Annotated in this window: 13 protein-coding genes; 11 read left to right on the forward strand and 2 right to left on the reverse strand. The window is 60.4% G+C overall.

What is annotated here, in order from left to right:
• Positions 1 to 97 precede the first annotated feature (97 nt).
• The 4 genes from ACTQZK_RS04930 to rlmH all read left to right on the forward strand — a co-directional run bounded on the left by ACTQZK_RS04930 (position 98) and on the right by rlmH (position 3,037).
• Positions 98 to 775 carry a TorD/DmsD family molecular chaperone gene (locus ACTQZK_RS04930; protein ID WP_216530010.1) on the forward strand — a complete coding sequence of 226 codons (678 nt, stop codon included), beginning with the start codon at positions 98 to 100 and terminating at the stop codon, positions 773 to 775.
• A gap of 20 nt (positions 776 to 795) precedes the next feature.
• On the forward strand, positions 796 to 1,539 hold the full coding sequence (locus ACTQZK_RS04935) for a 4Fe-4S dicluster domain-containing protein (RefSeq protein ID WP_216530009.1): 744 nt from the start codon (positions 796 to 798) through the stop codon (positions 1,537 to 1,539).
• Entirely contained in the window at positions 1,536 to 2,441 is a 906-nt protein-coding gene (locus tag ACTQZK_RS04940; RefSeq protein WP_216530008.1) for a 4Fe-4S binding protein, read from the forward strand. The genes ACTQZK_RS04935 and ACTQZK_RS04940 overlap by 4 nt, the downstream gene beginning before the upstream one ends.
• A 125-nt stretch (positions 2,442 to 2,566) precedes the next feature.
• Positions 2,567 to 3,037: a 23S rRNA (pseudouridine(1915)-N(3))-methyltransferase RlmH gene (gene rlmH / locus ACTQZK_RS04945; RefSeq protein ID WP_114566392.1), complete on the forward strand. Its 471-nt coding sequence runs from the start codon at positions 2,567 to 2,569 to the stop codon at positions 3,035 to 3,037.
• On the opposite strand, the gene ACTQZK_RS04950 is transcribed toward rlmH, so the two are convergent.
• The gene (locus tag ACTQZK_RS04950) at positions 3,028 to 6,438 is read right to left on the reverse strand and encodes a peptidase M6 (protein ID WP_441898686.1); all 3,411 of its coding nucleotides are present in this window, start codon (positions 6,436 to 6,438) and stop codon (positions 3,028 to 3,030) included. The genes rlmH and ACTQZK_RS04950 overlap by 10 nt on opposite strands.
• 158 nt (positions 6,439 to 6,596) lie before the next feature.
• Between ACTQZK_RS04950 and ACTQZK_RS04955 the strand changes: the two genes are divergently transcribed.
• The 5 genes from ACTQZK_RS04955 to ACTQZK_RS04975 all read left to right on the forward strand — a co-directional run bounded on the left by ACTQZK_RS04955 (position 6,597) and on the right by ACTQZK_RS04975 (position 11,249).
• Complete coding sequence (locus ACTQZK_RS04955) at positions 6,597 to 7,457, forward strand: exodeoxyribonuclease III (RefSeq protein ID WP_216530006.1); 861 nt, start codon at positions 6,597 to 6,599, stop codon at positions 7,455 to 7,457.
• The gene (locus ACTQZK_RS04960; RefSeq protein WP_441898687.1) at positions 7,450 to 8,628 is read left to right on the forward strand and encodes an SLC13 family permease; all 1,179 of its coding nucleotides are present in this window, start codon (positions 7,450 to 7,452) and stop codon (positions 8,626 to 8,628) included. The genes ACTQZK_RS04955 and ACTQZK_RS04960 overlap by 8 nt, the downstream gene beginning before the upstream one ends.
• A 32-nt stretch (positions 8,629 to 8,660) precedes the next feature.
• Complete coding sequence (gene folE, locus ACTQZK_RS04965) at positions 8,661 to 9,224, forward strand: GTP cyclohydrolase I FolE (protein WP_114566396.1); 564 nt, start codon at positions 8,661 to 8,663, stop codon at positions 9,222 to 9,224.
• Between the two features lie 102 nt (positions 9,225 to 9,326).
• On the forward strand, positions 9,327 to 9,596 hold the full coding sequence (locus tag ACTQZK_RS04970; protein ID WP_441898689.1) for an ACT domain-containing protein: 270 nt from the start codon (positions 9,327 to 9,329) through the stop codon (positions 9,594 to 9,596).
• Between the two features lie 192 nt (positions 9,597 to 9,788).
• Positions 9,789 to 11,249, forward strand: a complete 1,461-nt coding sequence (locus tag ACTQZK_RS04975) for a CorA family divalent cation transporter (RefSeq protein WP_441898691.1) — start codon at positions 9,789 to 9,791, stop codon at positions 11,247 to 11,249.
• Between the two features lie 132 nt (positions 11,250 to 11,381).
• Here ACTQZK_RS04975 and ACTQZK_RS04980 read toward each other — a convergent pair whose 3' ends face one another.
• Complete coding sequence (locus ACTQZK_RS04980) at positions 11,382 to 13,175, reverse strand: FAD-dependent oxidoreductase (protein ID WP_441898693.1); 1,794 nt, start codon at positions 13,173 to 13,175, stop codon at positions 11,382 to 11,384.
• A gap of 249 nt (positions 13,176 to 13,424) precedes the next feature.
• Here ACTQZK_RS04980 and ACTQZK_RS04985 point away from each other — a divergent pair, with 249 nt between their 5' ends.
• Positions 13,425 to 14,363, forward strand: a complete 939-nt coding sequence (locus ACTQZK_RS04985) for a LysR family transcriptional regulator (RefSeq protein WP_114566403.1) — start codon at positions 13,425 to 13,427, stop codon at positions 14,361 to 14,363.
• 84 nt (positions 14,364 to 14,447) lie between these two features.
• A complete protein-coding gene (gene nrdD / locus ACTQZK_RS04990; RefSeq protein WP_441898695.1) occupies positions 14,448 to 14,798 on the forward strand; it encodes an anaerobic ribonucleoside-triphosphate reductase in 351 nt (116 codons plus the stop codon).
• Positions 14,799 to 14,848: the final 50 nt, after the last annotated feature.

The following is a 14,848-nucleotide window of genomic DNA, read 5'->3' on the forward strand; positions in this document are numbered from 1 at the left end:
CCCCTCCCCCATGCCGCGTTCCGGTACGAAGGACGACCAACGAACGGATGTCGAACCTCCCGGCGTCATGTCGGGCTGCCTTAGAAGGAGAAGCATCATGAGCGAGAATTTGACCAGCGAGCTCACCGAGAACTTGATCGAGTTTTGCGAGAGCCGCAAAAGCGTGTACGCATTGCTGTCACGCTGCTACGAGAAGGAGCTGGATGCTGCATTCGCGAGCGATTTTGCCGCAGCTCCGGCGTTGATCTCGGATGACAAAGCGCTCGCGGAAGGATTCGCTCTTTTGCAGTCCGATCTTTCGAACTGCGGCGAGGATGACCTCGAGCGGTTTGCCGTGTCGTTCAACCGGGTGTTTTTCGGCATGGGCCCGCGTACTGCCCAGAAAGCATTCCCGTACGAATCCGTGTACACCAGCTCGTCGGGCCTTATGATGCAGGACGCATACGCCCAGGTGAGAACTTTGTATCACGCCATGCGCTTTGCGAAAACCCCCGACTTCCCGGAGCCCGAGGACCATCTGGCCGTGGAGTTGGCGTTCATGGCGCGCTTGTGCGACGTGGCGGTGGATGCTTTGCGAGAGGGTGACGCCGCGGCCGCCGAAACCGCCCTGTCCGCTCAGCTGTCGTTCTTGCGCGACCACCTGTTGAACTGGATAGACCGGTTCGTCGTCGATGCGAAGAAGGCCGACGACGGCGGGTTCTACGGGGATTTGGCTGCGTTTACGCAGGCGTATTTGGAGGCCGACGTTGATGCGGTGGCGGAGGTTGTCGAGTAGAGCGTGCGGAGGCGAGAGGGATGACGGAGCAAATTACCCGACGAGGATTCTTGGCGGCCGGCGTTGTGGGCGCGGGTCTTGTGGGGCTGGGGGGATACGGTGCCTTGACGCGGCAGGCCGACGAGGCGTTCGTGCGCCCGCCCGGCGCGCAGTCGTCTTCGGACCTGGTGGCTGCGTGCGATCGCTGCCAGCGATGCCTGCAGGCATGTCCGTATGAGATTGTGACCCCGGTCCCGCTGTCCCAAAGCTTGGTGGCCTACGGCACGCCGATGCTTGCATTCGAGAACGGGTGCTGCGATTTCTGCATGAAGTGCACGGAAGCGTGCCCGACGGGCGCGCTTTCCTTCGGCGGCCCGCGCGAGCGGGATCTGGGCGTTGCCGTGGTGGTGAAGGACGCGTGCGTGGCGTGGGACTGGGCCGGATGCACGGTGTGCGTTGACGAATGCCCGGTCGAAGGCGCGATCGAGCTGGACGGCAACGACCGTCCGCTTGTGCACGCCGACTATTGCGACGGCTGCGGCAAGTGCGAGAAGGTGTGTCCGTCGGCTTCGCTGCGAGCGTACAACGCGGGCGTTGCGGACAAGGGCATCGTAGTGGTTTCGCGCGCCAGCGAAGCGGCTCAGATGACGGGCGCGGTGGATACGGCCACGCTGGAAGCGGGTAAAACCGTTGCCGTGACGCGCGGCGCGGAACTTGCCGCGCATACGAAGGGCGTCCATCCCGACGGCCCGGATAAAACACGCGAGGCGGGAGGGCTTCGATGAAGACGCGCGCGAAGATGGTTCGTATTGCGGTGGCTTCGGGCGTGCTGGTGCTTGCCGTTGCGCTTGCTCATGTGGGGGGCGTTGCGGCTGCGGGCACGCTTTGCGCGCTTTGCCTGGTTGGCTTTGCGCAGATCGCCGCGGCGTCGGGCTCGATTCCTTGGGGGCTTGCGCCCGGCGTGCTGGCCGTGCTGGCAATCGTGTTCCTGATCGGCCGGGCGTTTTGCTCGTGGCTGTGCCCTTCGCAGCTTTTGAAAAACGTGTTCGGCGGCCGTTCGCCTCGCGGCATTCTAGGTCGCAGCGGGAAGGCGGCGAACGGTCGCGCGCTCGAATCGTGCGCGCCGAACGACGATGCCGCGGCGCCTGCGCATGGGGGCTGCGCGTCGTGTGCGGAGGCTTCGGGGCTCGGCCTTAAAACGCAGGGCATCGTGCTGGTCGTGCTGTTGGTCGTGTCGTTTGCCGTCGGGTTCCCGGTGTTTTGCCTCCTGTGTCCGATCGGGCTTGTGTTCGGTACGCTGTGGGCGTTCAATCGCGTGTTCGTGCTGTTGCAGCCGGGCTGGGAGCTGATCGTGTTTCCGCTTATGCTGGTGGCCGAGCTGTTCTTGTTCAAACGCTGGTGCTCGTCCGTGTGTCCGCTGGGATTTTTCTTCGGGCTTGTGGGCAAGCTGCGTGCGAAGCTGGGGTTCGGGGTGCGCCCGGTTGCCGACTGCGCAACCTGCCTATCGCGCGAGGGCTGCCGCACGTGCTCGACGGTGTGCCCCGAGGACATCGACGTCTCGGATTCCGGCAAGACCACGCTCGAGCACTGCACGTTCTGCCTTGATTGCGTGGAAAACTGCCCCACGAAGTCCATCAAGCTAGCCGTGAAGGAATCTGCGGCCGACGCCGATCGATCTTCTCATTAGGTGTGATGCGACTAGTTTTCCGTGCCGCCCGATGCTCGCGCTTTCCGGTATCATGGCTGCATCAAGTGCGATGAAGCTTGCCGCGCGGTAGCCGTGCGGGCAACAAGGAAAGCGAAGGGAAGTCGATGAAGTTCACGATTGTGGCGGTGGGCAAGCTCAAGGAGCGGTTCTGGGCGGACGCCTGCGCCGAGTACCTGAAGCGTTTGCAGCCGTACGCGAAGACAACCGTGAAGGAGATTCCCGATGTTGATCCTGCGCGCGCCGGCGGCGTGGACGCCGCGCGCGAGCGGGAGGGCGCGGCCATCGTGGCGGCGATTCCTCCCAGCTCCCATGTTCTGCTGCTTGCTATCGAGGGCAAGCAGCATTCAAGCGTGTCGCTGTCGAAGCGCATCGATGCGCTGGCGTTGGGGGGCACGAGCGACCTTTCCTTCGTCATCGGCGGATCCGACGGCGTGAGCGCTGCGGTGCGCGAACGCGCGAACGAAACGCTCTCGTTCGGCCCCATCACCTTGCCGCACAACTTGGCGCGCGTGGTGCTGCTCGAGCAGCTGTACCGCGCTCAAAAGATCTCGCGCGGCGAGCCTTATCACAAGTAGCGCGCGTTGCCGGATCGGTCGGATAGCCTCTGTCGCCGCGCGGCCGCCGCTGCGCCGCCAGCGAGCATAGCGAGCGCGCCTACGACAAGCGTTGCCGCTGTTGCCGAATCACCGGTTGGCACCAAGGCTTTCGGGTCTTCGGGTTTCGCTGCGCCGTCCTTGGCCGGAACGTCCGGCGCAACCGGCGGGGTAAGCGGATCGCCCGGCTTCTGAGGATCCACGTCAAGGGGCGTCGTGATGTTGTAGAACAGGAAATCGCCCGGCCATGTGTTTTCGCGCCCGCCTTCGTTTGCGCCGGCGGGCGAGCCTTTAGGCCCGAACAGCGCCATCAGGTCATGGCCTATGTCCAGCCACCTTCCGTCTGCCAGCCAAGCGCCCGTGCACACGGGCGCCGTGGACAAGGAAGCCGTTCGATTCATGGTGGCATCAAGGAATTGAACGGTGCCCCTTATGGCTCCTTGAGCTGGCAAGGGGCCGCGCGCAAGAAGCGCGATGCCGCCGTTCTTCCCAACGCGCATGTGGCTGAAGGCGTCTCCTGTTGCGGCGTCCATGCTGATGTCGGCGCGGGCGATTTCGACGCCCTTGTCGTCGAAGCGGACGAGCAAGCCGTCCTCTCCCTCTGCTTGAGGGTCGTACGGGACCGAAAGCAGCACGTAATAGTCGCCGTTAGCGCGTTGCACGTCAAGGAGCGACCGCCCGACTGCAAGGGGGAGCGTGGCGCTCATGACGTCGGAGGTGCACGCGTTTCCTCCATCGCTTGCGTTTTCGGGGCTGTACGTGCTGTCGGCAAGCTTTCGAGCCAAGTCGGTTCCGGCTACGATGCCCACTTCTTTCAATGCGCCGGTTTCGTTGTCGATGGTTCCGCAGGCGATCGCGTCGCTTCCCGCGAGGGCGGTCACGTCGAACGATGTCCAGCCGTAGCGTGCATCGGTCGTTTTGTCCGCTTGGAGCGTCAGCTTGGTCAAAAGGTTGCCGGCTCGCCATCCTTGCGGAGTGTGCCCCGGGTACGCGGACAACATGATGACGCTTTCATCTGCGCTTATGATCCTTGGATGGCTTTCGCTGCCAAGGGAACACGTTGCTTCCACCACGCCGCGCTCAAGATCTATCCAGTAACCCTCGCATGATTTCGTTTCGTCGTTCGGCGTGGCCAGGAATGCGCGCTGGTTCGACAGCGGCACCGCGGTTAGGGTCTTCACCACTTCCCCGGCGGGCATGTCGGCCCCTTCGACCACGACGGTTTGAAGGTGCCCGGGGCTTTGCGGATCAATCGTGTGCAACTTGAGCTTTCCGTCTGCCACCTGGAAGAACTTCTGAGATCCGTCAGAGGCTGAAAACAGGTCGCTGGCAGCGGTTTGGCTGTCGTGGTATTCCGTTTCGAAATACTGGCCCGACTGCGAGATCGTTGCCATGTGGGCATCGACTTCAAGGGGGATGCCCACTTCGGGGGACAGGACGTCCTCATCGTTTTCCCGTGCGATCACGAACGTGCCTGCGGGAAAAACTATCTCGCATGTCGAGGTCGGCTTCAGATCGGCGGGGTTCACGAAGAACGGCACGGTTATCTTGGTTCCGTCTATTTTGATGTCGTAAAGGGGTGCATGCTCCCCGTCTACGATAAGGGTGGGCTGGGGTGTTGGGCCTAAGGGAAAGCTTGGCGCGCTCGACGCCTCGAACACCAGGTTGTTCGCGTTCGACACCGTGCTGAACGCAGGGGTCAGCGTGAAATCGCTCGGAGCTGCGGGCTTGTCTTCGGAAGAGTAGGAAACGGAGAATTTTCCTGCGCCTCCCCCTGTTTCGGTTGCGGTTATGGTCAATCCGGTAAAGCCCAGGTTGACGTTCTCGAAGAAGTTGGTTGACGGAAAGCTGCGCGGGGAGACCGTGTCCCCTTCGTATAGCATGCAGCCGTAGCCCGTTCCGTTTACGGCTGAAGAGACAAGCCCGCCGCCGCCGTTGGTGTGGATCTCGTTCATGTCGGGATCGACCAGCTCTATCAGCTGGTTGTACACGGTTCCGTGGCTGTTCGTGTGCGCGTAGTTCTCTCCGTTCGCGGTCAGCTCCCCTTGCACGCGGAACAGGCGGAAGCCCGAGGGCAGCGGCATCTTTCCCTCGGAAGAGCTGCCGTAGTAGACGCTTTGGTTCCCGGCGAATTGGTCGTATTCAAGCACGTAATACGACGAGAACATGCCTTCGTCCTGGTTCGAGACGACGGCTATCCGGCCGGCTTTCGTCGGATCGTTCGAGGTGAAAGGCTCCAGCGCCTGCTCGACGGTCGCGTTGCTGGGCGCTTGCTCCACAACGGTTTGCCCCTGCTTGACCGTGATGCCTTGCTCGTTGGCGATCACGCGCGTGACGTCTTCGTCGGCTATCCACCCGAGCAGCCATTTGGAAAAGCCGTTGTGGTCGCCTTGGTTGTCCATCATCATGTCGAAGGTGAGAAGCCCCGTTCGAGCATCGGTGCTTCCCTGCTGCGCCGCGTACTGGTAGTAGTCGGGCAGACCCAGAACGTGCCCGGTTTCATGGATGAGCGTTTGCGCGGCGTGTGCGTCGTTCGACGGCTCGGCCAGCGTGACGGTGTTCCAAAGGCGCACGCGTCCGTTTTCGTACGTTTCGGTCGAGCCGAAGGCGGTGCTTTCGTTGCTCCACCATACCGAGCCCCATCCGGTGTCTTTCCCGGCGAATCGCAGGTACACGGCGTCGATCTTCCCGTCCTCGTTGGCGTCGAAGCGCGTTAGATCCACGCTGTCGTCGAGCGACTTGAGCGCTTCCTCGAACAGGGCCGTTATGTTGGTCGAGTAGTAATCCCGGGGGTGTTGCGCGCGGTACTCGAACGTCTCTCCCGTAAGGGAGAGCTTGCCGTACGACGCCCGGTAATAGTACGCGCTCAAGCTTTCGTAGGGAAACGATGCGGCTCCGGGATTGGCGGCGGCTCCTTCGGACGTAGGCCCGATAAGCGCCTGCAAGGCTTGAGCCGTGTCGCCTGCTTCGAAGGAGCAATCGGGAAACGTGACGTGCAGGGCCAGCACGTGGGCCTTCCCTTGCGTGGCCATGCCGCTTGCCCAAACGCTGGGAACCGATCGCTGGGCAATGCCGTCCTGGGCATTCTGGCGTGCGAGGGCCTGCTGCACAAGCGCGTCGTTCGGCTGGTCGTTTTCGAGGGCTTGTTCGAACGCCAAGCGGTTTTCGAACGAGCCGTCGGCAAGGTAGGCGGCCTTTTGCTCCGCGGTGGGCGTGCATGGGGATTCGCCCGTTTCGTGCGCGAGCGCCCAGCCCGGCGCAAGGAAAAGCGCACATGTCAGGGCGATGCCTGCGGCAAGCGCGACCGCAATGCCGTGCAGTCGGCGTTGTTCGGGCGTGCGCTCGAGCGGCAGGGCTGTTTCGTGGCGGGCGAAGCGGTCCATGCGGTCCTCTTTTCAAGAAAGAATTCGATAGCCCGTATAGTATCGGTTTGCTTGACCGGGCACCACCTTTGCCGAGCGCGAAGGTTACATTTTCCCGCGGCAGGCTTCGCGCGCGCTTCCGCTATACTGGACGCGATCAATTCGAGGGAAGGATTCCCATGCGCTTTATATCGTGGAACGTGAACGGCTTGCGGGCTGTGCAGAAAAAGGGCTTCGAGGACATCGTGTCCGAACTTGATGCGGACATTGTGGCTTTGCAGGAAACCAAGCTTCAGGAAGGTCAGGCAACGCTCGATCTGCCGCAGTATCGCGAGTATTGGAGTTATGCGGAAAAGAAGGGCTATTCCGGCACCGCCGTGTTTTCCAAGGAGGTTCCTTCTCGCGTGATTCACGGCATTGGCTCTCCGTATCTGGATACCGAAGGCCGTGTGACGGCGCTCGAGTTTCCCCAGTTCTGGTTCGTTGACGTGTACACGCCCAACGCTCAAAACGAGCTTGCGCGCATCGATCATCGTATGGAATGGGACGATGCGTTCCGGGATTTCTGCAAGGGGCTTGAAGAGGGCGTCTTGCCTGCCGGCGTGCCGGTTGAAAGCCCTGCTCCGGGAGAGGGGCACGTTACCATTTCCGAGCTGCCCTTGACGCAGCCGGGCGATAGCGCCGATCCGAAGCCCGTTGTCGTGTGCGGCGATTTGAACGTTGCGCACCAGGAGATAGACCTGAAGAATCCCGGCCCGAACCGCGGAAAAGCCGGATTCTCCGATGAGGAGCGCGGCAAGTTCGACGAGCTGCTTGCGGCGGGCTTCACCGACACGTTTCGGCATTTGCATCCCGACGTGACGGGCGCGTACTCGTGGTGGAGCTATCGCTTCAAGGCGCGCCAGACGAACGCGGGATGGCGTATCGACTACTTCTTGGTGAGCGATTCCCTTGCGCCGAAGATTACGAGCGCGTGCATATACGACGAGGTGTACGGCAGCGACCACTGCCCGGTCGGGTTGGAATTGGACCTTGCCTGATAACGCACGCCCCTCCTTGGCGAGGCGCGGTGCTTTGACGGGCGGCTGGGTTCGGGCGTGCGCGTGCGGGGTTGTTCGTCGTATGCGCCGCGAGCCGGTCCTGTGCGTTGCATTTCTGTGCGCAGCGCTTTCCGCGCTGTTCGTTCCGCTTGATGCCGCCTACGCTTCGTACATTGACGCACGGGTGTTGATCTTGCTGTTCTGCTTGATGGCAACGGTTGCAGGCTGCAAGGCAAGCGGCTTGTTCGACATGCTTGCAAAGCTGTTGCTGCAAGGGGACCGATCGTTTCGCGTGGTGTCGTTTACGCTGGTCATGCTTCCGTTTTTCGCATCTATGCTGGTGACCAACGACGTTGCCCTGATCGCGTTCGTTCCGTTTGCCGTGCTGGTGCTGACGCATGCCGGGCGCACGCGCTCCTTGGCGTGGGTCGTGGTCTTGCAGGCCGTGGCTGCGAACTTGGGCGGCATGGCCACGCCTGTGGGCAACCCCCAGAACCTGTACCTGTTCCTGCGCTACGACGTGGGGCTTGCTGAATTTCTGGGGCTGCTCGCTCCCTACGTGGCGCTTGCCTTTGCGGCGTTGGCGGCAGCGTCGTTGGCGTCGGGGTCGGGACGCGCTCGCGTGGTCGTGCCCCTTGCGGCGAAGGGCGTCGACGTGCGGCGCGTGGCTTTGCACGGCGCGCTGTTCGCTGCGTGCTTGCTTGCCGTCGCGCGCGTGATGGACGCGTGGCTGCTTTTGGTTGCGGTGGTGGCGGTGCTGCTGCTGTTCGATAGGCCCGCGCTCAAGGCGGTCGATTACGGATTGCTGCTCACGTTCGTGTGCTTTTTCGTGTTCGCAGGCAACATTGGGCGCATCGACGAAGTGCGCGCTGCACTCGAGGGGCTTATGGACCAAAGCGCCTTGGCGGCATCGATTGCGGCGAGCCAGGTTATCAGCAACGTCCCGGCCGCAGTGTTGCTTTCGGAGTTTACCGCCGATTGGCGAAGCCTGCTGCTCGGCGTGGACATCGGCGGGCTGGGAACGCCGGTCGCGTCGTTGGCCAGCCTTATCGCGCTGAGGATATACTTGCATTCCGAAGGGGCTGGCATCGGGCGCTTCCTTGCTACGTTTGCCGTGGTGAATGTAGCATTTCTGACGTTGCTGCTTGGCTTGTGGGCATGCATGCTATGATGCTGGGACAAAACGACGAAGGAAAGCTTGGTATGGATAGAGCGAAAATAGAACAAGGCGTACGGCTGATTTTGGAGGGCATGGGCGAGGACCCTGATCGCGAGGGCTTGCTCAAGACTCCCGAGCGCGTGGCTAAAATGTACGAAGAGGTATTTTCCGGTTTGACCGAGGATCCCTCCGAACATTTTGAAACCACGTTCGACGAGCACCATGAAGAGATGATCCTGGTTCGGGACATCCCCTTCTATTCCATGTGCGAGCATCACCTGGTTCCGTTTTTCGGCTTGGCCCACGTTGCCTACATTCCCGCCGCCGACGGCCGCATTTGCGGGCTGTCGAAGCTGGCGCGCCTGGTTGACGTGTTCGCCAAGCGCCCTCAGGTGCAGGAGCGCCTTACCTCGCAAATCGCCGACACGCTGATAGAGGAGCTGCATCCTCAGGGCGTCATCGTGGTTTTGGAGGCCGAGCACATGTGCATGAGCATGCGCGGCGTGAAGAAGCCGGGCACGAAAACCATGACGAGCGCCGTTCGCGGTGCGTTTGAAAAGAGCCAAGCTACCAGGGCCGAAGCGCTTTCGCTTATCTTCGCGCGCTAGAGCTGGTGGCGCCGCGCACGTGCTTCACGTGAAACATGGCCGCGCGGTCGGGTATTATGGGTGCGAGCAGATTGTGGATGCAGGCGAGAAAGGGATTACCTTATGAAGTGCGTAGTTTCCGTTTTGGGCAAGGATCGCAGCGGCATCGTTGCAAAGGTTTCGATGGCCCTTGCCGAGTGCGGCGCCAACATCGACGATATCAGCCAGACCATTCTGGACGACATCTTCTCGATGACGATGCTCGTCACGCTTGATACTAAGGCCGCTGATTTCAATACCGTGCAGGAAAAGCTCGAGGCGGTCGGCGAAGACCTGGGCGTGCAGATCATCATTCAGCGAGAAGACGTGTTTCAGTTCATGTACAAGATTTAGCTTCGAAGCTAAATAGTCGCAGGGCCGATGCCGCTGCGATTGCAAACGTGCCGTCAGAATTTCCTGGCGGCACGTTTCGTTTGGTAACGTCATGGTCTTCGTCGCGGGCTTTCGCATTGCTTGGCTTACAATGTGCTCGCGTACGTGAGCTTCTTTGCCGAGCTTGTCCATCGAGCAAAATGTAGGTGATACATGCATCGCGGAAAAGAGAAAAGCCCTAAAGCGCTGCGCCTTGTGAGCGCGCTCCTTCTTGTCATTGCGTTGTTGGGGCTGGTTAATGCGTTGGTCCTGCTTTTTAACGTCGACGCTATCATCCAAGACCCCGAAAGCGTCAGGCAGTTGTTCGACGGGCAGGCCCTTGATAACGAGACCGTTATCTTGTTCGTGGCGGTAATCGCAGGCATAGGCATAGCGGAATCCTTGCTGCAGATTTTTTCAGCTGCGATGGGTTTTCGCGCCGCGCATGGAAAAGCTCCTGCCGAAACGTGCCAGGTTCTTGGTTTAGGGCTGATTGGCGCCGCGCTGATCTCCTCGTTGGCCACGGGTCTGCTTTCGGGCTTTACGTACCAGCATATTGTTTCGTCTGCGGCTTCCGTGATCTTGCCCGTTCTGTATTACGCGGCGGCTCGTCGTGCCACCGCGGAAACGTTTTGGCAGGGCATCAAAGAAGAGCAAGACCATGAGGACGAAAAGGCCGAAGCCGATTCGGCGGCGTCGCATGCTTTCGAAGCTCCTTGCTCGTACCGGCTTGAAGGGCGGCTGGTTCCTGTTGCCGATTCCGACCAGGCGGACGTGTTCATTGTGGGCAGGGATCCCGCCTTGTGCGGCGAGGCGTGTTCGTCTGACGACTTTGCAGAGAATCTCGTGCGTCATTGTCATGCGGACGTGCTGCCGTCGAACGTGAGCGGAACCCTTTTGCTTCCGGTTGACATGCTTCCCGAGGAGGTGAAGAAGCACGCCGCGCGCCCCCTTGAGGCTGCATACGTGTTGGACGAGGGGCACTTGGTTTTTGCGACCGAGGATCCGTTGTTTCCCGTGCTGTTCAAGCTGTACGTCGATCGGCAAACGTTTGAAAAGACCAGTTCAGCCGCAGTTCTATTCGAGTTTTTGCGCTATCTCATCGGAAACGACGCAACGTATCTTAACGAAGTTCTCGAGCGTTTGGACAAGCTTGAGGAGAACACGTCCGAAGAGGTCAACGAGATACCGAAAGACTTCGAGGAATTCGTGATGTCGTTGCGCCGTTCGCTTCGGGAATTGCTGCGCTTCTACAAGCAGTATTCTCACATGGGGCGAACCTTGGCAACGGCACGCAGCTCGGCGCTTACCGAGGATGATCGTGCGCTTTTCACCATACTGGCCGATCAGTCTCAACGGCTTGCCGACGACACGCAGGATTTGCTGGACTATGCTCTGCAAATCAAGAACCTGTACCAGGCGAAAATAGACGTACGGCAAAACAAGGTCATGCAGATTCTTACCGTGGTCACGTCCATATTCATGCCCTTGACGCTGATAACGGGATGGTACGGCATGAATTTCAAGGTTATGCCCGAACTGGGCTGGAGCATGTCCTACTTCGTCTTGATAGCGGTGGCTATCGTGATCGTGACGGTGGAGATAATCATCTTCAAGCGCAACAAGTGGTTCTAGCGGTTTGAGTTGACTGGCTCGGCGGCGTTCTTGTGCAGGCTGCGCGCCCGGCTTGGAGCGGGCGGGGTTGCTGCAAAGCCCCGTCCCCTCCAAGCCGGGCGCGCTTTCGCTTCGGCGGGGCGCGCCCGGAATTTACTTATCGGCCTTGCCGTCCTGGCTCATGATGCCGCCAGCTGCCATGAATCCTCCTACGAATGCAAGTCCCAGATCGGCGTACATGCCGGTGAGGGGCTTGCCGGCGGGGTTGCCCTCGCCCGAAGAACCGCCTGCGGTATGCCATCCTGCGTACAGGCCGGGAATCGGCTTGCCATCCGTGCTTACCACTTGCATGTGCGGCGTGATGCGCAAGCCGGTTTTCGAGCCGAATACGTGCCCGCCCAGCTTCGCTCCGTAGAACGGGGGCTCGTCTATGGCGATCATCCACTCGGGCGGGTACGGATAGGTTGCGCTGTAATCTTCGCCTTTCGCGCACGCTTCGTTCCATTGCCGTACCGCATCGGTGAGCACGCCTTGCCTGAGTTCAAGCTTTGCTTCCAGCTCTTCTATCGTGTCGCACTTGAAGACGGCTCCCCCGTCGATCATTTGCTGGAATCCGGTGTGCCAGTCGCGCAACCATTCGGGCACGCGGTCGATGAAGGGGTCGTCGGCTGCCACTATTTTTGCCTTTCGGCAAATAACCTGCCCGAAGAAGTTGTCCTGCACCAGTTGGTCGAATTTCGAATCAAAGCAGCAGTACGTTTTTCCGCCCGGTTGACTCATCTCGATGGCGGCCGTGTCGCACAACCCTGCCGACGACGGAGGGGCGTCGGTGGCGTACGGGTAGCTGGTGGCCGACGTGGATATGAAGGGTACGCGCTGGCCGTCGCGGTTGATGCGCAGCCAAGGCTGCCTCAATGCTTGGTTGCCGTCTTTGTTGATGTGGGAGTCCATCATGGTGTCGAACTCGTCGTAGTCGCGCCACCACACGCCTCCGTCGAACGCACCGGTTGAATCGTATCCCGAAAGGTCTGCGCCTACGCCTTGTCCCATGCGGATGCATTCTCCGGTGCCGTTCGGCGGGGTGGCGATGTTCGCTATGCCGGGCAAGCAGGTGGCGGAGTACTTGGCCATCATGGCGCGGTTCATTTCCATGCCGCCAGCCGTCAGCACCACGGCGCGCGTCGCTCGGACGAAGCGCTCCTCTTTCCGCTGCGTCGTCTTGACGCCCAGCACGCTTGTCCCGTCGAAAACGAGCTCGTCAACGTTGCAGCCGACGCGGATGTCGACGCCCGCGTCCCGAGCGGTTTTCTCCAGCTCTTGAAATGGGATGAGGTTGACGTTGATTCCGTTCGTGGGTGTGGACATGCCTTCCCATTCCAACAATCCGTTTCCGGCAGGCGAGGGATTCATGGGCACCCACTTTGCGTTTGCCTTTTCGTTCATCCAGTCGATGCATTTCGGTCCTTCGGCGGCCATAGCTCGAAGAAGATCGGGATCGCCCGTCATTTGCTGGCAGTCCATGACGAATTCTACGATGTTGTTCACGTCGTAGGGGTACGACGGGTAGGCCCAGTGAGCAGCTTCGGCTTGCTTGTGCCCACCGAAGTTGGAGAACACCGACGAGTGCTTCGAGTTGCCTCCTGTTTCTTCGTTGCGCTCCAGCATGAGGACGCGATAGCCTGCTTGCGCCAATCGAATGGATGCGTTCATTCCTCCCGCGCCCGATCCCACCACGACGACCTCGGTTTCCTCGTCCCATGTTGAAGGGGGCTCCACCGGGTCGATGGGCGCTGCGGCTGCTTCGAAGTTTGCTTGCGCTCCCGTGCCCGCCGTAGTTGCGGACGTGGAGGCGCCGCCCTGCGGCGAGCATCCTGCCAAGCCTGCAAGCGCGCCGGTTCCTCCCAAGATCGCGGCGCCTTTCAGAAAGCTTCTACGGTCAAGTTCCATGGTCGATCCCCTTTCCCTGCGTTGTTCGGCTCCCCAGCCGAGTTGAAGCACGCCGTCCTATTCGCGGGTCGAGCGAGTTTGCTTTCGATGCCGCACGGCGCGTATCGCCATCGTATGCCCGGTTCCTCGCCCGCACCTGAAGCCTTTTCGCATAGGGCGAAGGTATTTTTGGGGCGCTGTCCAAAACGGGTAAGAGGGTGTAAAATTTTCTTTACAACTGTTCGTCGTTGGACCAGGGAGGGGACACCGATGGATACACGGTATGTGGAAGAGTTTTTGGTTTTTGCCGAAGATGCGAACTACTCGGCGGCTGCAAAAAGGCTGTTCATCACGCGTCCGACGTTAACCGAGCATATTCACGCGCTTGAAGACGAGCTTGGGTGCTTTCTGGTGGGGAGATCCCAAGGCAAGGTGGTCTTGACTCCTGCGGGAAAGCAATTCGTGCAGTCGGGAGCGAAGCTTCTGGACTTCGTTCATGCTCTGGTGGACGACTATCAAAACATGGCCGACAATCTTTTGACGGTTACGGTTGCCCAGACTAATCTGCCTTGGCTGGAGACCATTTTGTACAAGGCGCGCTGCGAAGTGCAGCGTCGCTATCCTATGAAGCGCATCGACATCGTGACGGTTAACGGACCGTGCAGCACGGTCGAGGCGCTTAGGGATGCAACGAACGACATTGTGGTTGCAGGCGCGAAAAGCTATGTTTCCAAGGACGATCGCGGCGCGTATCCCGAAGGCATCCAGGGATTTCGCTTGGGGTCAGAGGAAATCCGACTGCTTGTTACGCAGGGAAACCCGCTGTTCGATCAAGATGTTGTTCGCGCTCGTGACCTGGACGGGATGGCCGTCATGCTGCCTCCCGACATCTACCGGGGCTATATCCGCGATGGGGTGGCGGACCGGTTTCGTTTGCGCGGCGCCGACGTTGATCTGAAGACCATGGGGTTCTCCGACCATTTCGAGTACTTCACGTACGATTTCAAAGACAGCATCGGCGTGGTTCCCACGACGCTCGTTCCCCGGTTCGGGCTTGACGAACGGGAAGAATGCCGCACGTTCGTCTTGGAGGATCTGCCGCTGCGTACCGATTTCTACGCGCTGTATACCGATGAATTCGCTCGCTCCGAAAACGGGTCGCTGTTGGTGGCCGCTATGACCAAGCTGGCTGCCGCGTCTGCTCGGTAAAGCCCCCTTGCTTCAATGATACTCTTTTAGTAGCATATACGAATGCACGACAACCTCACCGCATGAGCAAAAAGGAGCACACGCATGACTCAGGCAACCAAGCAGACCATCGACGGCGTTGACGTCTCGATCGAATACGCGAGCGCATCGGACGCCCCGGTTACCGACGCGGAGATTCGCGCCTACATCGATCGCGGTAACGCGCAGCACCCGAACAGCTCTGTGACCAGCCTTGATCTTGAAGTTGATGGTCAGGATGTGGGCATTCGCTACGGATTGGCACCCGTTCCGTTCGATCGCATTCGTCGCATTACCGGGTACTTGGTGGGCACCATGGACCGCTGGAACGACGCGAAGTCTTCCGAAGAGCACGATCGCGTGAAGCACGGTGTCGCGCGCGACGAGCGCTCGTTCGCCTGCGCGAACGGCTGCTAGCAATTTCGTACCACGCTGCGCGCTCGGGGTTTCCGGCGGGCGAAAAAATC

The sequence above is a fragment of the Paraeggerthella sp. LCP19S3_G8 genome (assembly GCF_052119225.1).
Lineage (GTDB): Bacteria > Actinomycetota > Coriobacteriia > Coriobacteriales > Eggerthellaceae > Paraeggerthella > Paraeggerthella hominis.